Origin of the sequence: Dechloromonas sp. HYN0024 (assembly GCF_003441615.1) — a bacterium.
Taxonomy (GTDB): domain Bacteria; phylum Pseudomonadota; class Gammaproteobacteria; order Burkholderiales; family Rhodocyclaceae; genus Azonexus.
In genome coordinates, this window is record NZ_CP031842.1 from 2,180,696 (window position 1) to 2,204,609 (window position 23,914).

The following is a 23,914-nucleotide window of genomic DNA, read 5'->3' on the forward strand; positions in this document are numbered from 1 at the left end:
TTTTCCTGCACCACACAATACGGAACGGACTAATTTTTTTGAGATTTCCGTTCACTCAAAAGACGCTCAATCTCTGCCACCGGCAGAGGCAAATCTAGTTCCTGATGCATCAACTGCAACAACGGCAATAGCCGCTCAGCCAGCGATGGCAAATGCGGCACCACCTGCAATTGCCGGTTTGCGGCGAGCAACTCCAGGGCATGCAGGATGGAAATCGGCCGCGACGCGGGCAACACCCCGCCCGACTCGGTCCGGTTCCCTCCCGCCCGCATGGCGGCATGCATCCGCTCTCCGGCCAGGTCGAGCAAGGCTCCGGCCGACGTCACCATATCCGACGGGGCGCTGGCCAGGCCAATACTGACCGTCAGCGCGACGGCCTGCCCATGCACGGTCAACCGCGCCACTTCGACAGCCTCGCGGACGCGTTCGGCAAAAGTCGCGCAGAAGGCTGGCGTCGTGCCCGGTGAAACCACCGCAAACTGACCGGCACCAAAATGACCGAGGCTGTCTTCCTGCCGCATCTTGCTGGCCAGCATCTTGGCAAAGCGATTGCCAACCTCCTCGGCGACATGAACGCCAAGGCGCTCGCCCATCCCATCGAAACCATCAAAACCGAGAACCATGACGCTGATATCAACGCCGTGCCGGGTAGCATGCGACATCGCCTGCGCCGCCTGCAACTCGAGAAATTTCCGGGTGAACAATCCGCTCACCGGGTCATGAACCATCTGCTCACGCCCGGCGTCGAGGTGTTCCCGGGCCCGTGACAAGTCGAGCTGGTTATTCAGACGGGTCAACACCTCGGTGCATCCCGCCCCCTTCGTAACAAAGTCAGAAACGCCGAGCGCCTTGGCCTTGGCACGCTCCTCCTCGGTTTCCTCGCCGGAGACCAGAATGAATGGCAGTTGCTGCAGCCGCTTGAGCTTCGAGGTACGAACCCGCTCGAGCAACTCGAAACCATTGAGCTTCGGCATTTGCAGATCGGAAATGACGGCCTGAATGGTGTGATCGAGGATCAGCGTCTGCCACGCCGCCTCGCCATCGCTCTCCTCGCGGACTTCGTATTGCCCCTTCAGGTGATGGATAAGCGAAATCCTAACCACCCGTGAGTCATCGACGACAAGAATGCGTGGCAGGTCAGCCACCTCAGCCTCCGCCAATTTCCACCACAACGCGCCCCTTGGCACGGCCGGCAATGTATTCAGCGAAGGTGGCAGGCAGGTCGGCAAACGGAATCCGGCGCGCCATGGCGGCCAGATGCGGCGGCTGCAGATCACCGGCCAGTCGTTGCCAGACGCCACGCCGATAGGGTTCGCGGATATAGCCCGAATCGACGCCGAGCAGCGATACGCCTCGCAGGATAAATGGCGCGACCGTCGTATTCAGCGACATGCTGGCAGCCAGCCCGATGCTGGCAATCGTACCGCCCTGATCCATGGTGCTGGCAATCCAGGCCAGGACATCTCCCCCGAGATTATCCACGGCGCCGGCCCAGCGCGCCCGATCGAGCGGCCGTATCTTGGTCAGGTCGAGACTTTGCCGCAACATGACTTCGGCCGCCCCCAGGCTACGCAGGTACTCGGCTTCACTTTCCTTGCCGGTCAACGCCACCACGTGATAACCAATACGCGCCAGCATATCGACCGCCAGACTGCCTACCCCACCGGTCGCACCGGTCACGATGACAGGGCCCTTGCCAGGGCGCAGGCCGTTTTCTTCCATACGGACAATGGCCAGGGCGGCAGTAAAACCAGCGGTGCCCAGAGCCATCGCATCATAAAGGGACAGCCCGGCGGGCAAGGGCACCACCCAGTCACCCGGCACCCGGGCAATTTCGGCATAGCCGCCGTGATGGGCGACGCCGATATCAAAACTTGTCGCAATGACCTGATCGCCCGGCTTGAAACGCGCATCGCCACTATCGATAACTGTCCCGGAAAGATCAATGCCGCCGACACACGGAAAACGCCGAATGATCTTGCCAGAGCCGGTCGCCGCCAGCGCGTCCTTGTAATTGATGCTCGAATAGGCAACCTTGATCGTGACATTGCCGGCATCAAGCTGTCCTTCGTCCATCCGGACAAAGCCACTGCTTACCTTGCCATCGCATTCTTCAATCAGCAATGCCTTGAACGAATCCATAGTTCACCTCGCGCCTCGGGACAGAAATTGTATTCATAATTATGGGCAATGAACATAGTCAATACAGGTCATTTTTCCATAACCTTTACAGCCGCCCCCTTTTGAAATATATTCTGCTGCTATGCATAAAGTATTGGTTTCTCTTCTTCTTGCCTCCTCGCTGCTCGCTGGCGGGATCGGTGCGCCCTTGGCAGCCGAGTCGATTCGCAAGCCGGAAGAGCAGCAATCGTTTTTTGAACGTTACACCAACGCCGCTCAGGATGTCATTCTGCAAGGCCTGAAGCTGGTTGGCGTGCGCTATCGCTTTGGTGGCAATGACGAAAGCAGCGGCCTCGACTGTAGCGGTTTCGTCCGTCTCGTCTTCAAGGACAGCATCGGCACCAGCCTGCCTCGCACCGCCCGCGAAATGAGCGAAGTTGGCGAGCAGGTCGACGTCAGCCAGCTGAAGCCGGGCGACCTGGTGTTTTTCAACACGATGCGCCGCACCTTTTCCCACGTTGGCATCTATCTTGGCGATAATCACTTCCTGCATGCCCCGCGTACGGGCGCCGAAGTTCGTGTCGAAAATATGGACAGCAGCTACTGGATGGCCCGCTACAACGGGGCACGACGAATACTCGAAGGCAATTGACGAAAGCGGCTTGAAGCCGCTTTTTTTACGCCCGGCCAGTGCTTTCGCGGCGCTATCGAGCACCACCTGTCCTCGCCAAAGCACTGGCTATTCCCTACAATTCCGGAGCGCTCTGGAACCACAGGACTATGACCACCAAGGAATTAACAACGAGTAAGCTGATCACCGCGATCCACGCCGGCAGCCTGCATGGCGTCATCAACGCGCTGGCAGCTGGAGACGATATCGAATTGCCTGACATGCATGGCTTCGGCGGCCTGCCGCTGCGCACCGCCTGCTTCGCCGGCAATCTGGCCATCGTCCGCGAGTTGCTCACCCACGGTGCCAATCCGAATGCAGTCACCAATGACGGCCCGGGCGGACCGCTGCGCTTGGCCCTGAGACTTGGCTATCAGGACATCGTCAACCTGCTGCTGGAGGTCGGCGCTTTCGTCCCCGAGGGCGTCAATTTGCCAACGCAAACAATCGACATCCTGTGCGACGCCTTGCCCGAGGATGTAATGCCTGCACCGCCCACAGAGAGCAAGCCGGACAACAGCATCGATTTCACCCCGGCCGATCTGCCGCTATCTGCGGACGCCATCGATCCGACCGACCATTTCGGCACCGAGACCAAGCTACTCAGCATGGACCTCCTCTTTCTTGACGAGCACAGCCTCGACATCGACACGCCACCGGCCAAAGACAAGTCCTGATCGACCGCCATCAACGCCACACCATGATCCCGTTTCTCGGCCCGCTTGATCCTTTTCCGCCAGTCGCCATGGCCCAGGCCGAGATGGGGGGACTCCTCGCGGTCGGTGGCGGCCTCTTGCCAGACCGCCTGCTGGAAGCTTACCGACAGGGCATTTTCCCGTGGGGAACGGTCGATGGCCTGCCGCTGTGGTACTCGCCCGATCCGCGCATGGTGCTATTCCCGGAAGAGTTCCGGCTGACCCGCTCGCTGAGGAAAACGCTGCGCTCGGGAAAGTTCGAGGTCCGCTTCGACACTGACTTCCCCGGGATCATGGATGCCTGCGCGACAACACCCCGCCCCGGCCAGGACGGCACCTGGATCACCGCCGAAATGAAGGATGCCTACGTCCGTCTGCATGAACTCGGCTGGGCGCATTCGGTCGAAAGCTATGAGGGAGATACGCTGGTCGGTGGCCTGTACGGGCTGGCCATCGGTCGCATGTTCTACGGCGAATCGATGTTCTCCCATCGAACCGATGCCTCGAAGGTCGCCTTTGCTCACCTTGTGCGTTATCTTGTAGCCAACCAATTCGGCATGATCGACTGTCAGATGCACACCGACCACCTCGCCTCGCTCGGCGGCCGCGAAATTCCTCGCGACGTATTCTCGACCCGATTATCGGCCCTGAGCGGCGCAGCCTCGGCGCGCACCCGCTGGACAACCAACCCATCTGATATCGCGTGGTAAGCCATGGCCCTGCCTGACGACGCTGCCCTGCCTTTCTCGCTGCTCCAGTACTACGCCACCTCGCCCTACCCGTGCAGTTACCTGGCCGATCGCGAAGCCCGCTCGCAGGTCGCCACACCAGCCCACCTGATCGACAGCGAAATCTACAGTACGCTGGTTCGCGCCGGCTTTCGCCGCAGCGGCCTGTTCACCTACCGCCCGCATTGCGACAACTGCCGCGCGTGTGTTCCAGTGCGACTGCCGGTCGCCGAATTTCAGCCCAACCGCAGTCAACGCCGGGCATCGCGGCAGCACGCCGACCTCTACGCCCGCGAACTGCCGCTGCTTTACTACGATGAGCATTACGCGCTGTACAACCGTTATCAGCAGGCCCGCCATCCCGGTGGCGGCATGGATGAGGACAGCCACGACCAGTACGCCCAGTTCCTCCTGCAGAGCCGTGTCGACACCCGACTGATCGAATTCACCCAGCACGGCATCGTCCGCATGGTGAGCCTGATTGACGTCCTCGATGACGGCCTGTCCTCGGTATACACCTTCTACGATCCGGATATCCCGAACGCCAGTTTCGGCACCTACAACATCCTCTGGCAAGCTGCCCAATGCCAGACCCTCGGGCTGCCCTACCTGTACCTTGGCTACTGGATCGCCGAAAGCCGAAAAATGGCCTACAAATCAGCCTTTCAACCAATCGAAGGGCGCCTCGACGGACACTGGATCCGTCTCCCCAAACCGGAACACCGATGAACCTCCGCCCCCTCCTCGCCCTGCTCATCCCGCTCTGCGCCTTCGCCACCAACGAACGTATCGCTTACACCTGCGACAACGGCAGCCACATCGACATTTCATTCTCGACCGATCCTGCCGACCGCCCCCAGGCAACCCTGCATTTTGCTGATGCCGTGGTCGTCCTGCCCCAAGTCCCGGCCGCCTCGGGCGCCCTCTACCGCAATGGCGACATACGTCTGCATACCAGGGGTGACGAGGCCATTTTCGAAGATGGAAAGAACAACCTGCGCCGCTGCAGCCGGGGCCAAGCAGCCCCCACCCCGCCGCAATCGGCGACGCCAACCACGACGCCACCCGTCACCAGCAGTTTTGTCGACATCACCGGCCAAGTCACTTATCTCGCCCGCATCGCCCTGCCACCCGACGCCATTCTGAGCGTCCGCATTCAGGCCGGCCGGCGCACGCTGGTCGAACAACGCTATGAACTGAACGGTGCCCAGGTGCCAATCCCCTTCAGCGCCACGGTCGACCGCGACTTGATCGGCAAGAAGGCGATGACTACCGTGAGCGCCCGTATCGAGGTCGGAGGCCAGCCACTCTTTGTCAGCCCCAAGCCAGTCCCGGCCCTGCAGAATGGCCGGCCCGTGCCGGTGGACATCATCCTGACGCCCGCCCCACGAAAGCACCGCTGATCGCCCTGTCGGACCAATAGCCCTTATCCAGGAGAAGATGCACGCCATGGACACCCGTTTTCTCGACGACCTCACGCCCGGCCAGACATTCGTGACACCGGGCTTTACCCTGACCGAAGCGGAAATCATCGACTTCGCCTGGCGTTACGATCCGCAGCCCTTTCATCTCGATACCAATGCAGCAGCCAACTCGCCCTATGGCGGGTTGATCGCCAGCGGCTTTCAGAGCCTCGCCATTTGCTTCCGGCTATTTATCCAGTCCGGCATTCTGGCCGATTCGAGCATGGGCTCGCCGGGCATCGACGAATTGCGCTGGCTGGCGCCGGTCCGCCCTGGCGATACACTGCATGGCGAGATCGAAGTGCTCGAGGTCCGACCCTCGAAATCGAAGCCGGACCGTGGCATTGCCCGCCTCAGATACCAAGCCATCAACCAGCGCGGCGAGGCGGTTTTGAGCTTTATCGTCAATCACCTGCTACGCCGAAATCCGGCCTGAAACACCCGGCCAACCAAACTTTACCTTTGGTCAAATATCACAATGGTATTCTGCAAGGCGAACCATTTTTCCGGAGCCACTTCAATGCGCATTCGTCTCTATGCCGTCCTCATTCTCATCGTCAGCCTGCTCTCCGGCTGCGGCTATAACCAGATCCAGATCAACGACGAAGGCGTCAATGCCGCCTGGTCCGAGGTACTCAACCAGTACAAGCGCCGGGCTGACCTGATTCCCAACCTAGTGTCCGTCGTCCAGGGCTATGCCGCGCACGAAAAGGAAGTGCTGATCGGCGTCACCGAGGCGCGCGCCAACGTCGCGGGCATGAAGATGACGCCGGAACTGGTCAATGACGAGGCCACCTTTGCCAAGTTTCAGAAAGCCCAGTCCGAACTATCCGGGGCGCTCTCCCGCCTGCTCGTGGTGTCCGAAAACTATCCCCAGTTGAAGGCAGATGCCAATTTCCGCGACCTCCAGGCCCAGCTCGAAGGTACCGAAAACCGCATCACCGTGGCGCGCAACCGCTATATCGACACGGTTCGCGCCTACAACATCTCGGTCCGCACCTTCCCCAACAACCTGACGGCAATGCTGATGGGCTGGAAAGCCAAGGCCAACTTCACAGTCGAGGATGAAAAGGCGATTTCTGCCCCGCCGGTCATCAAGTTCGACGCACCCGCCGCCAAATAACGCCGGATGCTGCGCTGGCTCGCCACGCTCTGTTTTGCCCTGCTGCCGCTGCTCGCCTGGAGCGCCAACGAAATAGCGCTGCCGACGTTGCGCGAGCGCGTCACCGACCTGACTGCCACCTTGTCGGTCGAGCAGCGCGCAGCCCTGACGACAAGCCTCGCCGCACTCGAAAATGAGAAGGGCGCGCAGATAGCCATTGTGTTACTGCCGACGACGCAGCCTGAAACCGTCGAGCAATTTGGCATCCGCCTCGCTGAGGCCTGGAAAATAGGCCGCAAGGGTGTCGATGACGGGGTGATCGTCATCGTCGCCAAGGATGACCGGCGCATGCGGATCGAGGTCGGCTACGGGCTGGAAGGGGCAATTCCAGACGCTATCGCCAAGCGCATCGTGGCCGAACAGATGGCCCCACGTTTCCGTCAGGGAGATTTTGCCGGCGGCCTGCGGGCAACTGTCGACACCCTAGACAAACTGATTCGCGGCGAGACACTGCCCGCCCCGGTTGTGCCACCGACGCAAAGTGGAAACGACCCCGGCGACGCCATGACTTTTCTACTCATCCTTTTCTTCATAGCCGGTGCCATCCGTTCGATCTTCGGCCTGTTGGGCTCGGTGGCCGTTTCCGGCGCCGCCGGCTGGCTGGCCTGGACACTCTTCGCCTCGTTCGGTCTGGCCGGCGGCGCCGCGCTGCTCGCCTTCGCCCTTTCCTTCATTCGCCTCGGCCGCGGTGGTTGGCATTCAGGTGGCGGCTTCCCCGGTGGTTTTGGTGGCGGTTCATCGGGCGGCGGTGGATTTTCCGGCGGCGGTGGCGGCTTTGGCGGCGGCGGCGCGTCGGGAAACTGGTGAAATAATGCTCATACGCCTGCTCAAACACCTGACATCACCCGGCTGGTGGGCCAGACGCGCCTTCCGGGCGGCTGATCTGACCGCCATCGGTAACGCCGTCAAGGCATCGGAAGCTCTGCACCGGGGGGAAATCCGCATCGCCATCGAAGGCCCGTTACCGATTGGCTGGCTGCTTGGCAATCAGTCCTGCCGCGACCGCGCCGCAATGCTCTTCGACGCCCTCGGCGTCGCAGCGACGCAGGAAGCTAACGGCATTCTCGTTTATGTCCAGTTGGTCGACCGCCGCGTCGATATCCTTGCCGACCGGGGCATTGCAGCCCTGGTTGAACAGAGCGTGTGGGATTCGGTCTGCCGCGAGATGGAAGCGTCCTTTGCTGCCGGACATTTCCGGGCGGGAATGTGTCATGCCATCGAACGCATCACGGCATTGCTGGCGCGGCACTTTCCGGGAACGGGCAACAACCCGAACGAACTCGACGACGCTCCGACACTCCTGTAAGGGTACCCGGCCCCCGCAGCGACCGGCTTGAAAATCAGGAATTACTCAAATCTTCGAGGATGTAATCGCAAACATCCTGGGGCGTTGGGTTTTCCAGTGCCGACAGATATTTCAGGTGATATTTTGTATTCGCTAACAACGACGATATTTGCTTCAGTGTTTCCTTGCTGACAGTAGCGCGCTCGTCGACCTCAAGTTCGATCAACTGAAATGACGAAATGGCATTTCCCAGATAGTGCATAGAGGCGGTCATTGCAGCACCATAAAGCTCGTGTTTTTCGTCCACAGAATCGTCGCTTCCATCGTATTTCTCGATAAACGCTGCGACGATATATGCCAGAAAGGATGCCAAGACCGCCACAATGATCAGTATGGCAAGGCAAGCCTGAATCGGTGTTGCATCATCGACAAACAACACCTTTAGCCCCTGAAAGGCGAGCACACCAAGCATCGTTGACCCGAACACCAATGACGCAGCTTTCGCCGGCGAGCATAAGGTTTTTCCCATTTTTTTCTGTAGTGCCAAGTTCACAACATCCCCAACATTCACTCGTTATAACAAAAGCATGAAGCCTTTTTCTTCAAGGCCGAACCATCAGCCTTTCGGAATCCACAGTGTCACCGTCGTGCCCTCTCCGCTCTTGCTGACGATGTCGACACGCCCTCCGTGCAGTTCAATAATTTCCCGGACGATGCTCATGCCCAGTCCGGTGCCTGGAATTTTTCCCGAGGTGTCAGCCCGGTAGAAGCGCTCGAAAACTCGGGACACTTGATCCGGGGTCATGCCGATGCCGCGATCCGAGATGCGAATCCCGAGCAAACCGTCGGGCGAGCCTTCATTCGCGTCGATCAAGCCGACCAACACCTGATCACCGCAACCCGGAGAATATTTATAGGCGTTTGACAGGACGTTATTGACGGCCTGCATCAGTTTCTTGCGATCACCCCGGATCCAAAACTGCTGCGGATTGAAAATCTGCTGCCGGGTGTGTTCCCCCTCATTCGCCTTGAAATTACTGCTTACCTCAAGCAGCAATTCTCCTGCGTCGATGCGACTGATATTGAAGTCTTTGCCCTGCCGTTGCTCAATCCGAACCAGATCGAGCAATTCGTTGATGATCGATATCATCAACTCTGACTGGCGATGAATGATCGCCAGAGACTCGCCAACCTCCTCCGCCGGGAAGTCTGGCTGCATCATCAATTCAGCGAAGCCATAAATGTTGGCCATTGGTGTCCGTAGTTCGTGCGCAGCCGTCGACAAAAACTCGCTTTTCAGTCGGTCCACTTCTGTCTCGTGGGTGATATCCCGAAAATAAAGAATCTGTGAAACGGCCTCAGCGTCGGCCATCCTGATGTCAACCTCAAGGACACGGTTGCCGGCGCCAGCCAGCTCAAACTGATGACGTGGGAATCGATCGGCATGATTGACCGAGCCGGCAGCCTGAGCGGCACGCATGGCCTCGAGGCCATTGAAGGGCTTTCCCGCGACCGACAATCTCCGCAGCTTCTCGGTAAAAGCATCCTCGTCGAGGCCGGCGATATCTCCCTTATCGAGACCGGTCATGCGGCTGAAGGCGGGGCTGACATAGCTGACTCGTCGCTGCTTATCGAAGGAAAGGAAACCATCGGGACTCAGGGAGAAAATCACCGCCAACTGCTGACGAACCTCCTCCAGAGAGGAAAGGGAGCGGACCAGCATGACAAAGAACATCAGTATGATCAGGGTGATCGCAACCGCCCCGGTAAGCACTGTTGTGCGGTGCAGATGATGGGGTACGAGAATGTCACTTATAGAGTCGCCCTGGACGAAACTCAGCTGGTACTCCGGCAAACGGAAATAGCCGTAGATCCTTTCTTTGGCGTCGACGGCGGCTGTGACACGAAAGTTACCGGAGTCAGGTTCATTGGCGTCCAGATACGGAACGTTGCGCAATATCTTTCCCACACTTGAGTCGACGGCCGGATAGCGCGCCATGATTTCGCCGGTGTTACGCACCACAGTGAGGACACTTTCCCCCTTGAGTCCGAGCTTGGCCGCAAAGCCAGCAAACTGTTCAGGACTGATCGAGACAACGAGAACGCCATTGAACTGGCCACTCCTGAAAATGGCACGGGTGAGCTGGATCGACCATTTCCCGGAAACCTTTCCCAACAGAGGCTTGCTGATGAAAAGGCGATCGGCATTTCCGGCCTCCTTGTGGATTCTGAAATGCTCTCTCTGGCTCAAATCGATCCGGTCGTTCGGCAGTGCCAGATTCGAATAGGCCAGGATGCCATCCCGATCAATCACTGCGACCTGAAAAGTGAGGTCGTCGATATTCTCCTGACGACGTTGAACGACATTGGAAAAGCTCTTCCAGTCGCCATCCCACTCATTTCGGACGTCGAGAATGAACTCGTTGATCCGCTTGAATGTAGATCGGGAGTATTCGGCAAACACATGCGCTTGCACCAAGGTTCGAACTTCTGCCTCATGCAAATGCGTTTCCCGACTACGGTAAAGTTCGTAGGTGGCCGCGACCCACACCAGGCTTATAGCCAAAATGACAATAAGGCTTATCTGGCGTTTGAGAAGGGAGCTTGGCTGGTTCATACCAGGCAATTACACGGCGTGCGGCGACACATTGTCGACTCGGCCGGCATAGCGCGTGAATACGTTATTGGCATAGGCGCTTCGCGCTTCCATGCGCCCAAGAAGGGGCTGCAGAGTGTCGTCAATCTGAAGACCGAGTACCGTGCAGGCGGCACTCGAAAGGGAGGTGACGCGATTCTCGACCGGTGCGCCGATATCCAGCGCATTGGTTAATACCTCGGCAATACAGACCACCGGAACCAGTAGTTCGTTGAGCGCCGCTTCCGGTCGATGGTGATGCCGGATAGCGGCCACGATGTTGGCCGGCAGTTGCCAGTTTTCAGCCAGCCACGCCCCGATCTGGGCGTGGTCAACACCAAATTGTTCGCGTTCGGCGACCTCAATACCCACCGATTCAATAAAGGCAAACTGGATCGTCTCGGCGAAGGCCTTGGGGCAAAAACGATGCAGCCATAATTGGCCGATGTCATGCAAAAGCCCGGTAATCAAGGCCATCTCCGAGAAAATAGGGGCTGAAATGTGCAATGCCAATTCATGCGCACTGACACCCACTGCGACACTGTGTTTCCAATAGCTGTCGGGCATGTCTTCATGCGTGCCGTTGACAAACATGGCCATGCTGCTGAGCAGCGAAATTTCACGAATCTGTGCCATGCCGATCAGCGAAGCGGCGGTATAGATATCACGGATGGTTGAGCGACTGCGGTAGGCAGCCCGATTGGCCTGCGACAGGACGCGTGCGGCAATTACCGGATCGTGAGTGATGTAGTCGCACAGATCATGAAGATTGCTTTCCGGATCATCCAGCGTCGCCAGAATTTTCGTAACAATGCGTGGAAAACTGGGAAGTTTGGCTGACTTCGAGATGACGTCAGCCTTGGTTATTGGCGCTAATTGCATGGCTAGGCGTTCCGGTAAGTCAGTATCTGGTCAAACAGTGCCAACAGGGCCGGATCGCTCAAGTTGGCACCAGAGAATATTTCCATGATCCGATGCGCAACCTGGGCCGTATCGATAGCCACCTGCTCTTCACTTCGCCCATCCGGTTCGACGATAAAGATAAACTCAGCATGATTGGCCGCCATCTGCGACAAATTATCTTCAGTCAGCACATGCCCTCGCGGCAGCGAAAAGCGGAGTTGCCCGTGGCGGTTGACGTCAAGCGGAGCTGCAAGGGTCATCCCTGCCATTGCTTCGGCCATGGGTAGGTAAATAGTCCGGTACCTCATTGGATATTCCTGTTCCACTTCATCATTCAATTGGGCTATCCACCAGATCGTCGGCAATTTTCGCGAAGGAAGAATGAATCTTCATGAAGGCATCGACGATCGCTGGATCAAAATGAGATCCGCGCCCCTTGGCGATGATGTTGACCGCCAGACTGTGGGACATTTGAGGTTTATATACGCGCTTCGAAATGAGCGCATCATAGACATCGGCCAGGGCCATCAGCCTTGCTGGCAGGGGAATATCACTGCCGGAAAGACCATTTGGATAGCCACTACCATCCCATTTCTCATGATGGCCATAGGCAATTTCGCGGGCAACATGAAGGAATGAGTTGTACTCCCCGAGTTTGGCCTCGGCTGACAGGATCACGCTAAAACCATGCTCGACATGTGTCTTCATGATTTCAAATTCCGCTGCATCCAGGGTACCCTTCTTGAGCAGAATATGGTCTGGAATGGCGACTTTCCCGATGTCGTGCAACGGGGCTGATTTGTAGATCAGGTCAATGGTTTCGTCATCCAGCTGCGGGGCATATTGGGGATTTTCGCGTAGCTTCAGGGCCAGTTCACGAACATAGTTTTGCGTCCGGCGCAAATGCCGCCCGGTTTCGTTATCGCGGGTTTCTGCGAGAGACGAAAAAGCAATGATCGTTGCGTCCTGTGTCTTCGCCAATTGCCGCAACGCGGTCTGCAACTCGAGATTACGTTGCGCCAGTTCGGTGGTTCGTTCCGAAACCCGATGGTCCAGCGCATCGTTCTGGCTGACCAGCATCCGGAGAACCCGGCCATGACTGACATGGTTGGCCACGCGGGCAAGCAGCAAGGCCGGCGACAGCGACTTCTCGATCATATCGAGCATGTCGGCCGACGCCCCGAATTCGACGTACTGAACGCCCCCGGGCTCGGTCAGGAAGACGATCGGAATATCGCGCAATGCGGGAATTTTCCGAAGTGTTCGGCAGAGTTCCAGATCTTCGCTCGCCGGTTCGGCAACATCGATCATGATCAAATCGACCGGTGACTCGGTGTTCACATGCCATATCACATCGTGAATATCGGCATATGCGTGGACGATGTGGCTGGCAGACAGGGCACCGACCACCGCCTGAGAATCTCCATCGGCCCTTTTCAGCAAAATCAGATCAGCCTGATCAGCCACAAACAGGGCATTGGCATACTCTACTGCAGCATTTTTCCCCATACAGTTCATGGTGCCTCACTCGTCAGCGGTCGCCCAGAATCATGGACAAAATGCACACTTCCACCCGCAAGCTTGGCCTGATACATGGCGATATCTGCGTATTTGAGGAGCGTTTCCTCGTCGTCGGTATGGCGTGGATATTCGGCGCAGCCCAGGCTGCCACCAATCGAGACCTGACCGTCATCAAGGTTGATCGGCTCGATCAACTGGTCGATCACGTTCCGGCAAAATCGCCGGATGTCGTCGCACCCGGACAGACCGGGTGCAATGATGACGAACTCGTCACCGCCTATGCGGGCCACGGTGTCACTTTCGCGGACAGACGCAGCAAGCCGCCGGCCGGCTTCATGCAACACACGGTCGCCGGCATGGTGACCCATCTGGTCGTTGATCGCCTTGAACCGATCGAGATCGACGAAGATCAACGTGAAGGGAGCCTCGTTACGCCTGGCGTTCGCTATCGTCTGTTGAAGGCGATCATGAAAAAGATGGCGATTCGGCAGCCCCGTCAGAGTGTCGTAATGGGCCAGGTAGGCAAGGCGCTTCTCGGCGCGCGCCAAACGCGAAATATCAGAAAAGATGGCAACGTAACTCAGAACGCGTCCGCAGTTGTCAGTCGCCGCACTGATCGTCTGCCATGCCGGATACATCTCGCCATTTTCCCTGCGGTTGTACATTTCCCCCTGCCATTTCCCGGTTTCGCGCAGGGTTCGCCAGAATTCCGCATAAAACGCCGAGTTATGAACCCCCGAGCGAAGCAGGCTGGCCTTTCTGCCAATGGCCTCATGAGCGGCATACCCGGTGATCTGGGAGAAAGCGGGATTGACGGCCACAATTTCACCGTCGATATCGGTGATCATGACGCCTTCGGCTGCACTCTCGAACACCATGGTGGCGATTTTGGTGTCGATTTCGGCTTCACGAAGATAGGTTATATTGCGCAAAATCCAGTGCAGTCCAAACAGCTCTCCATCGCGAAAGATACGAAAAGCGCTGGCAGCAACAATCAGGGGAAAGGAATCGTTTGCGGAATGGCGCAGGGTCAGTTCGCATTCCTCCTGCGCCCCGGATTTTCCGAACGTGCTGTTGGCACGCAGCTGGTTATACCGATCGATATGGTTCGGAAGTACCCAGTCAGCAAGGCTTTCGCCAGCCAGTCGCTGCGCTGGCGCGATGGCTGAGGCCGCCGGATTGCATTGCAGAATCACCCCGTTGCTGTCGGTAACGAGATGGATATCGCGCGAACAGCGGACCATCTCATCAAGCTCATCGCGGCTTGATTTGAGCCACGCGCAGGTTCTCAGCAACTCCTGATTGATGGCTTCCAACGACGAGCCGCGTGCGATGCTTTGCCCGAGGTCCTCGGCATAGCGATAGAGTTGGTCACGCATCGCGACATCACTCGAATTTCCTGCGTCTGGCAGGGTCTGCCGGATAGCCGGCAGAAGCGGAGACTGGTTTGCTGGAGTCATGAGATCAGCGCCTCACCGGGCCAATATTTCCTTGATCGCAGCCACCAGCTGGAGCGGACTGAAGGGCTTGATGAAATAAGCATCAGCCCCCAGCTTGGTACCATAGTCATAATCCTGGGCCTGGCCTCGGGCCGTAACCATGACGACGCGTGTTCCGCCAAGTTCCGGGTCGGACTTGATTGCTTCAAGCACCTGAAATCCGTCCATCGCCCCTGGCATCATGACATCGAGCACGACCAGTTGCGGCTTTCGGGAGCGGACCAGATCCAGGGCCGTAGCGCCATCCTCGGCCTCAATCACCTCAAAGCTTTTACCCAGGGTGATACGCACCAGACGGCGGATATCAGGATGGTCATCGACGAGTAGCACTGTCTTCATGGCGTTGTTTGAAAACGATTGAATCGATCGTTATTGGGCAAATAAGGTAGCCGGAGGTGTTACAGGTAGGCAGCCCGACGCACGACGATGTTGTTAACAATGGCCTTGAGCTGAAAAAACGGTACCGGCTTCGTAAAAACCGGAATCTCGGGGGGAAGGCCACCTAGGGCTTCAATCTGTACTTTGTCGAGGCCGGTCACAACCACAATCTCCAGCCCATCGCGAAATGATGAAGCGGCGAGCAAACGGATCATCTGAACACCATCCATGCCCGGCATCGATAGGTCGGTAATCATCAGATCAGGGGCGTCCTTGCCAACACGGATCAAACCATCGATACCATTGCCTGCCGTGATGACCTCAATTGGCAGGTTCCAGCGATCGATTACGGTCCGGTAGAGCTTGATCAGGATGCTGTCGTCTTCGACGAGCAGGATCTTGATGGGATCGGCAGGTGTAACACTCGAACGATCAGCCGCTTGTTCAGGGGGGAGTCCATCGAGCACAAGTTGAACCGAGGCTCGACTGATACGACGATGACCGCCATAGGTCTTCCATGCTTCGAGCTGACCATTTTCAACCCATAGTTGAGCGGTCCTCAACGAGATGCCGAGAATCTGGGCGGCCTCTCTGGTCGTCAGGTAAGCATTTTGGTTCCCTGTTAATGCCATTTTTTGGATCCTGATCTAACAATCATGTCCAAATAATACGAATTAAACAGAAGAGCAAAAAGAAAATATGAAACTAAATGATAAAAAATGATAAAATCAGATGCGATTTATACACATCTAAAAATTCACTGCAAAAAATTGGGTGATTTGAAGCGTCGATCGTTCGTTAATCAGGCTAGCTCAGCCAACGAATTTCAAAATATGTCAAAAATGGAGCCTCTGAGCATTGGCGTATCACTCCTCCGACACCAGCTCTACCCGTTGGCCAGCTGTTCAAAGCGCTGAAAGTCCCCTTCGCCAATCGCCACATTGACCCGTTGCACCACCGCATGACTCGGGCCGCGCTGTGCCCAGACAATCAGATCCAGAACAGCAGCCTCCTCGCCGGCGACCATCGCCTCGACCCGACCGTCAGCCAGATTGCGCACCCAGCCAACAACGCTCAAGCGGCGCGCCTGCTCGACCATGGCCCAGCGATAGCCGACGCCCTGAACCCGACCTTCAACCATCAGATGTCGTGCAATTTTTGCCATACGCTTCTCCTAGCCACCCCATTTTCCCATGCCTGCATCTATACCAAAGCAGGTGGCAAAGTGCTAGATTGACGGACTTGCCGGAACGCTTTTCCAACAGATTCTTGCGACCCGGCAAGCGCATATAAAATACAGCGCCCAAGGCGCCTCAGGGGAACACATGTCGTCGCACAACAAACAAGCCTTGCCGGCCATTACGGTCGCCGCCATCGGGGTCGTCTTCGGCGACATTGGCACCAGCCCGCTGTATGCCTTGAAGGAAATCTTTAACGGCCACCACCCGATCCCGGTCACCCCGGAAAATATCCTCGGCGTCCTGTCGCTGGTTTTCTGGGCCATCATTGTCCTGGTCACGATCAAGTACGTTGCCATAATCATGCGCGCCGACAACCGCGGTGAAGGTGGCTCGCTCGCCCTTCTGGCACTGGTCACTGAACGGGCCAAGAATCCCCGCCTGTCGTGGATCATTACCCTTCTCGGCATCTTCGCTGCCGCCTTGTTTTACGGCGACAGCATGATCACTCCGGCCATTTCAGTACTCTCCGCCGTTGAGGGCATGGAAATCATCGCCCCCGACCTCAAGCCCTACATCATCCCGATCACACTTGGCATCCTGACCGGCCTGTTCTTCATCCAGAAGCACGGTACCGGTGCCGTCGGCATCCTCTTCGGCCCGGTCATGGTCGCCTGGTTCGCCATTCTGGGAGTCCTTGGCATGCTCCAGATTGTCCATAACCCGGCCATCCTGCTGGCGCTCAATCCGCTCTATGCCACCTTTTTCATTACCGAGCATCCGGGCCTCGCCTTCATGGCTCTCGGCTCGGTCGTCCTCGCCGTCACCGGCGGCGAAGCGCTATACACCGACATGGGCCACTTCGGCCGATTCCCGATCCGTCTGGCCTGGTTTGGCTTCGTCATGCCGGCATTGGTCATCAACTATTTCGGCCAGGGCGCACTGCTCCTCGTCGAGCCGGAAGCCATCGAAAGCCCGTTCTATCACCTCGCCCCGGACTGGGCGCTGATCCCGATGGTCATCTTGGCCACCGCCGCCACCGTCATCGCGTCGCAGGCCGTCATTTCCGGTGCATTCTCGGTAGCCCGCCAGTCGATCCAGATGGGTCTTTTGCCGCGCATGCAGATCATCCATACCTCAGGCATGGAGGAAGGCCAGATCTACGTTCCCTTCACCAACTGGTCGCTTTACCTGGCCGTCGTCGCCCTGGTCATCGGCTTCAAGAACTCGTCGAACCTGGCTGCCGCTTACGGTATCGCGGTGACCGGCACAATGCTCATCGACACCATCCTCGTCGCCTTCGTCATGGTCCTGATGTGGAAATGGAACAAGGTAGTCGTCGGACTCGTTGCCGGCTCGCTGCTCGTCGTCGATATCGCTTTCTTTTCTGCCAACGTCATCAAGATTCCCGAAGGTGGCTGGTTCCCGCTGGTCATGGGTATCGTTTCCTTTACCGTGCTGACCACCTGGCGACGCGGACGGCGCATGGTTTCGGAAGAGATGGCCAAGCAGAGCATCCCAATGAGCGACTTCCTGCACTCGATCGACGATGTGCACCGCATCTACGGCACGGCCATCTTCATGACCAGCGCCAAGGACGGCGTGCCGCCCGCCCTGCTCCACAACCTCAAACACAATCAGGTGCTGCATGAACGGGTTGTCCTGGTCACCGTGCAGACCACCGACACGCCCACCGTCAACGACATGGAGCGTATCTACCTACACCGGATGCAGAAGGGTTTCATGCGTCTGATCATCCGCTACGGCTTCATGGAAAGCCCGGACATTCCCGGTGCCCTCGAACTGTGCAAGGGCCACGGCGAACGCTTCGAGATGATGGAAACAACCTTCTATCTGTCCCGCGAAACCATCGTTCCATCCATGGCCCGCGGCATGCTCCCAATGCGCGCCCGCCTCTTCGCCGTGATGTCGAAGAACGCCACCAGCGCCAGCGACTTCTTCCACATCCCGACCAACCGTGTCGTCGAACTGGGCACGCAACTGGTCATCTGATCGAAGTTCTTGATTGATCCAGGCCCCATCAGTTCCGACGGGGCCTACCCAACATAAAACTCAGTGCAGCGCCTTGGCCAACCGGGGATGGGTGGCAACGAAGTAATACAGCGCCGGCAGCACAAACAGGGTCAGCAAGGTCGCCGAAATCAGGCCCCCGATCACCACCAGCGCCAGCGGCCGCTGGGTTTCCGAACCAATGCCGTGCGACAGGGCCATCGGCAGCAAGCCGAGCATGGCGAGCAGCGCTGTCATGAGCACCGTGCGCAGGCGTGACAAGGCCCCCTGGAATACCGACTGATAGGCATCCATACCCTGCAACTTGAGCTGGTTGATGTAGCTGACCATAACCACCCCGTTGAGCACAGCCTGCCCAAACAGGGCAATAAACCCGATGGCGGCCGAGACGGACAGCGGAATGCCCGAAAGCAGCAAGGCAAAGATGCCACCGATCAGGGCGAAGGGAATATTGCAGATAATGATCAACGCATCCTTGAAAGACTCAAAGGCATCAAAAAGCAGGACGAAGATGACAAGGATCGACAGCGGCACGACCAGCATCAGGCGCTTCATTGCCCGCTCCTGATTTTCGAATTCGCCTGACCAGGCGATCGAATAGCCCTGCGGCAGCTTGATATCCTTGGCGTGCGCCTGCATGTCGGCAACGACGCTGCCCATGTCCCGGTCGCGGATAAAGACGCCAATGGCAACGACCCGCTGCCCGGATTCGCGGGCAATGTTCATGGCGCCACTGCTCAACTTGAAATCGACCAGACTGGACAGCGGCACCTGCGCCCCCGACGGGGTCGGCACCAGCACATCCTTTAGCCTGTCGAGTTGCCGCGATGGCTCGTCGAGACGGACGACCACACTGAAATGGCGATCACCTTCCCACAGTTCGGTCGCCACCTTGCCGGCCATGGCAGTTTCAACGACATCCTGCACATCCATGACATTGAGGCCATAACGGGCCGCCGCCGCCCGGTCGATCTCCAGCCGGTATTGCGGCAAATCGCCATCGCGATCGATAAAGGCGCGAACCACCCCAGGCACATTCCTGATCTTTTCGAGCAACTGGTTGGCGTGCAGTTTGAGCGTTGCCGTATCGTCTCCGAACAGCTTGATGACAATCTGGCCATCGATCTGCGAAATCGATTCAAGAATCTGGTCGCGCACCGGCTGACTGAACGTGGGCTCTACGCCCGGCACATCGTTCAGTTTGTCCTCCATTTCGAGAATCAGCTTCTCCTTGGTCATTCCCTTTCGCCAGGCACTCTCCGGCTTGAGATCGACGAGCATTTCGGTCATGTTGATGTTCTTCGGATCAGTGCCGTCCTCGGGCCGCCCCCCTTGGAAATAGCTGCATTCACCTCAGGAAAATCGGCAATGATGCGGCGCAACATGCGCAACTCGCTCTTCGCCTCCTCAACAGACACTGATGTTGGCAGGGTGATGTTGATCCAGATCGACCCCTCATTGAGTTCAGGCAGGAATTCAGTGCCGAGTTGGGGCACCAGTGCGGCGGTGACAGTCAGCGCCCCGAGGGCCACCAGCAACACACGGCGTGCATGCGCAAGGACCCATTTAAGCGCCGGTTCATAGCGGTTCATGAACCAGTGCATGAGTTTCGTCTCTTCATGCGGCACGTGGTTCTTGAAAGCAATTTTCGACAGGAAAGGAACCAGGGTGAGCGACAGGACCAGCGAGGTAATCAGTGCGGCGACAACCGAATAGGCCATCGGGGCAAAAATCTTGCCCTCATGCCGCTGCATGGTGAAGATCGGTAGATGGGCGACCATGATGATGACCATCGAGAACACGGTGGGACGACCGATTTCGATGACCGCCTCATAAATAGTTCGTGATTGTGGCTTGTGGCTTTCATCGCGATGCGCCTCGCCTAGACGCCGGAAGATATTCTCGATAACGATCACCGCCCCGTCGACAATGATCCCGAAGTCCATCGCCCCAAGCGACAAAAGGTTGGCCGGAATACCGACCGCTGACAGCCCCATGAAGGTGCCGAGCAGGGCCAATGGAATGATCGCTGCGACAATGCCGGCCGCCCGAAAATCGGCGAGGAACAGGTAAAGCACGAGGGTAACCAGCAAGGCTCCCTCTAGAAGATTCATGAAAACCGTCTTCAGTGTCTTGCTGATCAGCCATGAACGGTCGTAAAACGGGATAATTTTCACACCCGCTGGCAAACCGCTGGCGTTGAGGCTGTCCACCTTGGCCTTAAGGGCATCAAGCGCCATCGAGGGATTTTCATCCTTGCGCAGGAGAACGATGCCAGACACCACGTCATCGTGATCACCCGTCGCATCGCTGATGCCGACAATGCCCTGCTCCGGCACACGTGACTCGACGACCTCGGCAATGTCACGAACCAGGACTGGTGTGCCCTTGTTTTCGGCAACCACGACCTGTCCGATATCGGCCGAGGACTTGAGCAAGCCGATTGAACGGATCAGGAATTGCTGCCGGCCTTGCGCCACCGAGCCGCCGCCGGCATTGGCATTGGCGCGTTGCAAGGCATTGAACAACTGACCGACCGTCAGTTTGTAGTCGCGTAGTTTGGCCAGACTTGGGTGCACTTCATACTGGCGGATCGGTCCGCCGAGTGAGACGACATCGGCAATGCCAGGCACCTGCTTGATCTGGCGGGACACCATCCAGTCCTGGATAGCCCGAATTTCACTCGGCTTGAGGCCGGGTGCTTCAAGGCGGTAGCGAAATATCTCGCCGGTAGCGGTGGCAGGCGGCGCCAGTTCAGGCTCGACACCGGGCGGCAGATCGAGCCCGCGCAGACGCTCCTCGACCAGTTGCCGGGCCATGAACAGGCTGGGCTTTTCGTCAAAGGTAACGACGATGAAGGACAACCCGAACTGGGTGTGCGAGAACATCCGGATTGAATTGGGCACGCCGGCCAGGGCAATTTCAAGCGGGATGGTCACCTGCTTTTCGACCTCTTCCGGCGCACGACCTGGATAGAGCGAAATGATCGTGACCTGGGTATCGGTCACATCGGGGAAGGCCTCAATCGGCAGCGAACGAAAAGCCGCCACCCCGACGCCGATGAACAGGACCAGCCCGAGCAGGATGAAGAGTGGCTGGTTCAGCGCAAAATGAACGATGCGCTTGATCATTTAGCCGCCTGTTTTTCAGCAACGGCCGGCTTGAAGAATTTGAGGAGATTGAGGTTGCCCTCGGTGACGACCCGGTCGCCTTCGTGCACCCCGGCCAGCAAGACTATCCAGCCATCACGATCGCCGCCTGCCTCAACTTGCTGGCGGCGGTAGCGGCCAAGCGCCTCCTCAACGAAGACGTAGCGCTTTTCGCCGATCAGGAAAACGGCATTCGCCGGCGCGCGCAGGGCTTGCGTTGCCGGCAATTCAACCAGTGCATTGACGAACATTTCGCCCTTCAGACGACGGTCGGCATTGGGCACCTCACCCCGCACCTTGATGGTCCGGCTGGCCGGATCGACAAAATCGGCCACATGACGAATGACACCCTTGAAACGCTCACCCGGATACTGTTTTGACTCGACAAATAGGGAATCGCCTTTTTTTAGACTGGCCAGATCAGCCTCGCCGGCATCGATCTGGACCCAGAGACTGGCCGGATCAGTGATGACAAACAAGGGGGCCGCCGCCTGATCCGGGCGAAACTCCATACCGGGATTCAGATTGCGTTCGACCACCACCCCGGCCAGCGGCGTCCGCAACACGTAGGAACCATCGCCTTCGCCACCCAGCCCGGCAAGACGCCGATTGGCCCGATCCGCTTCCGCCCTGGCAGATACGGCGGCAGCCTCGGCCAGTTGCCAGTCCTTTTCGGCCACCACGCCTGCTTCGCGCAGCAAGCGGCTACGCGCCAGTTCCTGCCCCGCCACCACGGCATCGGCCTTGGTCTTGTGGGCATCAGCCAGCGCCTGACCGTAATCCGGCGAACTCAGCACGGTCAGCGGCTGATTGATTTTCACCGAATTGCCGACATCCACCGCAATACGCTGCACGCGGCCACCCAGTTGAGGAAAGACGCGAACAGTTTTTTCTTCGTTCCAGACCAGCCGACCGGGCAGACTGAGCATTCCCCCCTTGTCGCGCTCGACCGCAGCCACTTTGAGAAAAGTCGCCTTGGCCGGTTCTGCCAGGGTGGCGATTTCGCCACTGACCGTGATGGTCGCCTCCCTGGGAGCTTCCGGCTCGGCGGTACAGCCAGCAAGCGCCAGTAGAATGCTTGAAAGAATAAAAGTCTGCTTCATTTAAGTTTCCTGAATTCAGCCTGGATCTGCCAGTCCGACAAAGCCTTAGCGTAATCGGCGCGCGCGCTGGCCGCCTCGACCTGAATCTGGCGCTGGGTACGCCGTGCATCGAGCAGGTCCATCAGTCCCATGGCCCCCTTGCTGTAAGCCAGTTCGGCCGCCTTGGCGACGCGCTCGGCATCGGCCAGCAAACCGCCTTGCAGACGTTTGTAGCGATCCCGCGCTGAGAGCAGTGCGCTCTGCGCCTGCGCCACCTGACCGATCGCCTGCGCCTGCTGCTGCGCGACTTGCAGACGGGCGATATCGAGATCGGCCTCGGCCCGCGCAATGTCTCCTTCATATTCGTGCCAGATAAAAAGCGGCACGCTGATACCGAAGCCAAAACTGTCGGTCGGCGCATTCTGCTGATTATGTTCAAGCTGAAATCCGACCGTTACATCGCGTTTCTTTTTGGCACGTGCCAGATCACGATCGGCCTGGGCTGCGGCCAGACGCTTTTGTGCCGCCTCAAGATCGGGACGCTGAGCCAGTGGCGTCTGCGTCAGTGCCTGCTCCTCAAGGGCTGGCCATCCGTCCGTTGCCACCAACTCGATCGCCTCGGCATCGCGGCCGACCAGGTAGGCCAGCGCCTGGCGAGCCTGGTCAAGTTCTGTTTGGGCCTGCCGGGCATCGCTTTCGGCCCGGGCGCTATCGATCTGCAGACGAGCAACGTCGACCGGCGCGAGGTCGCCCGCCTTCTCCCGTAGGCGCCCGGCATCCGTGCTCCTGCCATAAAGTTCAGCCGTCTCACGGGCCAGCGCAAGCTTTTCCTGGGCCAGGCGCAGGTTATAGTAAGCGTAGCGCAAGACACCCAGTTGCTGGCGAGCCGTGTCGTCCAGATCGAAACGTGCCGCCTCCAACCGCGACTCGGCACCCCTGACCCGCAAATCACGCTTGCCGCCGCGCTCGATCAACTGGTCGACCCGCAGCACCGTATCCATTTTTTTCCGGTCCCAGCCCCCAGCGCCATAGCCCGACCACGGGCTCACCGAAAGCACATTGAGCGAGACATCGGGATTGGGTATCTGCCCCGCCACCCGGACATCGGCAGCAGCGCCGGTGACAACCCCCTGGGCCAACTGGATCTCATGGCTATGCTGACGCCATAGTAACTCGGCCTCATTCAGGGAAAGCGGGATTGCGCCCTGTACAGAGGAAAACAAAGAGGCCAGCAGAAGAGATAACAGTAAGCGCTGCATCGATATTCACGAGAAAAAGGTGGGATATATTACCAAGGTAAGCTGAACAATCGCTGACGGTTGGCGGATGCCAAGATCCATTTTGTGTCATTTCATTTGCAAAAGCCAAAACTAGCGTAGATCAATGTTGTTCGTGTGACATGCGGCAACAATCA

23 protein-coding genes and 1 pseudogene are annotated in these 23,914 nt (G+C 58.1%); 10 read left to right on the forward strand and 14 right to left on the reverse strand.

Annotated elements, in window-relative coordinates:
- Window positions 1-29: 29 nt before the first annotated feature.
- Complete coding sequence (locus HYN24_RS10445; protein WP_162888702.1) at window positions 30-1,145, reverse strand: diguanylate cyclase; 1,116 nt, start codon at window positions 1,143-1,145, stop codon at window positions 30-32.
- Between the two features lies 1 nt (window position 1,146).
- Window positions 1,147-2,142 (reverse strand): oxidoreductase, encoded by a 996-nt coding sequence (locus HYN24_RS10450; protein WP_117609190.1) that lies wholly within the window; start codon window positions 2,140-2,142, stop codon window positions 1,147-1,149.
- 121 nt (window positions 2,143-2,263) lie between these two features.
- Between HYN24_RS10450 and HYN24_RS10455 the strand changes: the two genes are divergently transcribed.
- The 9 genes from HYN24_RS10455 (at window position 2,264) to HYN24_RS10495 (ending at window position 8,145) form a co-directional block, all read left to right on the forward strand.
- The gene (locus HYN24_RS10455; protein ID WP_117609191.1) at window positions 2,264-2,773 is read left to right on the forward strand and encodes a C40 family peptidase; all 510 of its coding nucleotides are present in this window, start codon (window positions 2,264-2,266) and stop codon (window positions 2,771-2,773) included.
- 128 nt (window positions 2,774-2,901) lie between these two features.
- On the forward strand, window positions 2,902-3,468 hold the full coding sequence (locus tag HYN24_RS10460) for an ankyrin repeat domain-containing protein (RefSeq protein WP_117609192.1): 567 nt from the start codon (window positions 2,902-2,904) through the stop codon (window positions 3,466-3,468).
- 23 nt (window positions 3,469-3,491) lie between these two features.
- A complete protein-coding gene (gene aat, locus HYN24_RS10465) occupies window positions 3,492-4,196 on the forward strand; it encodes a leucyl/phenylalanyl-tRNA--protein transferase (RefSeq protein WP_117609193.1) in 705 nt (234 codons plus the stop codon).
- A 3-nt stretch (window positions 4,197-4,199) separates the two neighbouring features.
- The gene (locus HYN24_RS10470; RefSeq protein WP_117609194.1) at window positions 4,200-4,943 is read left to right on the forward strand and encodes an arginyltransferase; all 744 of its coding nucleotides are present in this window, start codon (window positions 4,200-4,202) and stop codon (window positions 4,941-4,943) included.
- Window positions 4,940-5,617: a YbaY family lipoprotein gene (locus tag HYN24_RS10475; protein ID WP_117609195.1), complete on the forward strand. Its 678-nt coding sequence runs from the start codon at window positions 4,940-4,942 to the stop codon at window positions 5,615-5,617. The genes HYN24_RS10470 and HYN24_RS10475 overlap by 4 nt, the downstream gene beginning before the upstream one ends.
- A 46-nt stretch (window positions 5,618-5,663) precedes the next feature.
- Window positions 5,664-6,113: a MaoC family dehydratase gene (locus tag HYN24_RS10480; RefSeq protein ID WP_117609196.1), complete on the forward strand. Its 450-nt coding sequence runs from the start codon at window positions 5,664-5,666 to the stop codon at window positions 6,111-6,113.
- Window positions 6,114-6,197: 84 nt separating this feature from the next.
- Complete coding sequence (locus tag HYN24_RS10485) at window positions 6,198-6,800, forward strand: LemA family protein (RefSeq protein ID WP_117610326.1); 603 nt, start codon at window positions 6,198-6,200, stop codon at window positions 6,798-6,800.
- A 6-nt stretch (window positions 6,801-6,806) separates the two neighbouring features.
- Window positions 6,807-7,646, forward strand: a complete 840-nt coding sequence (locus tag HYN24_RS10490) for a YgcG family protein (protein ID WP_117609197.1) — start codon at window positions 6,807-6,809, stop codon at window positions 7,644-7,646.
- 4 nt (window positions 7,647-7,650) lie between these two features.
- Window positions 7,651-8,145 carry a TPM domain-containing protein gene (locus HYN24_RS10495; RefSeq protein ID WP_117609198.1) on the forward strand — a complete coding sequence of 165 codons (495 nt, stop codon included), beginning with the start codon at window positions 7,651-7,653 and terminating at the stop codon, window positions 8,143-8,145.
- Between the two features lie 34 nt (window positions 8,146-8,179).
- Here HYN24_RS10495 and HYN24_RS10500 read toward each other — a convergent pair whose 3' ends face one another.
- From HYN24_RS10500 to HYN24_RS10540, 9 genes are all read right to left on the reverse strand, one after another.
- Complete coding sequence (locus HYN24_RS10500) at window positions 8,180-8,653, reverse strand: hypothetical protein (protein WP_162888703.1); 474 nt, start codon at window positions 8,651-8,653, stop codon at window positions 8,180-8,182.
- An 87-nt stretch (window positions 8,654-8,740) separates the two neighbouring features.
- Window positions 8,741-10,741: an ATP-binding protein gene (locus HYN24_RS10505; protein WP_117609200.1), complete on the reverse strand. Its 2,001-nt coding sequence runs from the start codon at window positions 10,739-10,741 to the stop codon at window positions 8,741-8,743.
- Window positions 10,742-10,750: 9 nt separating this feature from the next.
- Complete coding sequence (locus HYN24_RS10510; RefSeq protein WP_117609201.1) at window positions 10,751-11,641, reverse strand: HDOD domain-containing protein; 891 nt, start codon at window positions 11,639-11,641, stop codon at window positions 10,751-10,753.
- A gap of 2 nt (window positions 11,642-11,643) precedes the next feature.
- Entirely contained in the window at window positions 11,644-12,000 is a 357-nt protein-coding gene (locus tag HYN24_RS10515) for a hypothetical protein (RefSeq protein ID WP_162888704.1), read from the reverse strand.
- Window positions 11,993-13,171 carry an HD-GYP domain-containing protein gene (locus HYN24_RS10520; RefSeq protein ID WP_162888705.1) on the reverse strand — a complete coding sequence of 393 codons (1,179 nt, stop codon included), beginning with the start codon at window positions 13,169-13,171 and terminating at the stop codon, window positions 11,993-11,995. Before HYN24_RS10520 ends, HYN24_RS10515 begins: the two co-directional genes overlap by 8 nt.
- A 5-nt stretch (window positions 13,172-13,176) precedes the next feature.
- Entirely contained in the window at window positions 13,177-14,643 is a 1,467-nt protein-coding gene (locus tag HYN24_RS10525; protein WP_117609204.1) for a diguanylate cyclase domain-containing protein, read from the reverse strand.
- Between the two features lie 12 nt (window positions 14,644-14,655).
- Window positions 14,656-15,021: a response regulator transcription factor gene (locus tag HYN24_RS10530; RefSeq protein ID WP_117609205.1), complete on the reverse strand. Its 366-nt coding sequence runs from the start codon at window positions 15,019-15,021 to the stop codon at window positions 14,656-14,658.
- Window positions 15,022-15,080: 59 nt separating this feature from the next.
- A complete protein-coding gene (locus HYN24_RS10535) occupies window positions 15,081-15,692 on the reverse strand; it encodes a response regulator (protein WP_117609206.1) in 612 nt (203 codons plus the stop codon).
- Window positions 15,693-15,946: 254 nt separating this feature from the next.
- Window positions 15,947-16,225 (reverse strand): acylphosphatase, encoded by a 279-nt coding sequence (locus tag HYN24_RS10540; protein WP_117609207.1) that lies wholly within the window; start codon window positions 16,223-16,225, stop codon window positions 15,947-15,949.
- A 160-nt stretch (window positions 16,226-16,385) separates the two neighbouring features.
- On the opposite strand from HYN24_RS10540, the gene HYN24_RS10545 reads away from it, so the two are divergent.
- The gene (locus HYN24_RS10545; protein WP_117609208.1) at window positions 16,386-18,251 is read left to right on the forward strand and encodes a potassium transporter Kup; all 1,866 of its coding nucleotides are present in this window, start codon (window positions 16,386-16,388) and stop codon (window positions 18,249-18,251) included.
- Window positions 18,252-18,311: 60 nt separating this feature from the next.
- Here HYN24_RS10545 and HYN24_RS16360 read toward each other — a convergent pair.
- The 3 genes and pseudogenes from HYN24_RS16360 to HYN24_RS10560 all read right to left on the reverse strand — a co-directional run bounded on the left by HYN24_RS16360 (window position 18,312) and on the right by HYN24_RS10560 (window position 23,759).
- Window positions 18,312-21,400, reverse strand: a pseudogene (locus HYN24_RS16360) (efflux RND transporter permease subunit).
- The gene (locus tag HYN24_RS10555) at window positions 21,397-22,521 is read right to left on the reverse strand and encodes an efflux RND transporter periplasmic adaptor subunit (protein WP_117609209.1); all 1,125 of its coding nucleotides are present in this window, start codon (window positions 22,519-22,521) and stop codon (window positions 21,397-21,399) included. The pseudogene HYN24_RS16360 and the gene HYN24_RS10555 overlap by 4 nt, the downstream one beginning before the upstream one ends.
- The gene (locus HYN24_RS10560; protein WP_117609210.1) at window positions 22,518-23,759 is read right to left on the reverse strand and encodes a TolC family protein; all 1,242 of its coding nucleotides are present in this window, start codon (window positions 23,757-23,759) and stop codon (window positions 22,518-22,520) included. Before HYN24_RS10560 ends, HYN24_RS10555 begins: the two co-directional genes overlap by 4 nt.
- Window positions 23,760-23,914 lie beyond the last annotated feature (155 nt).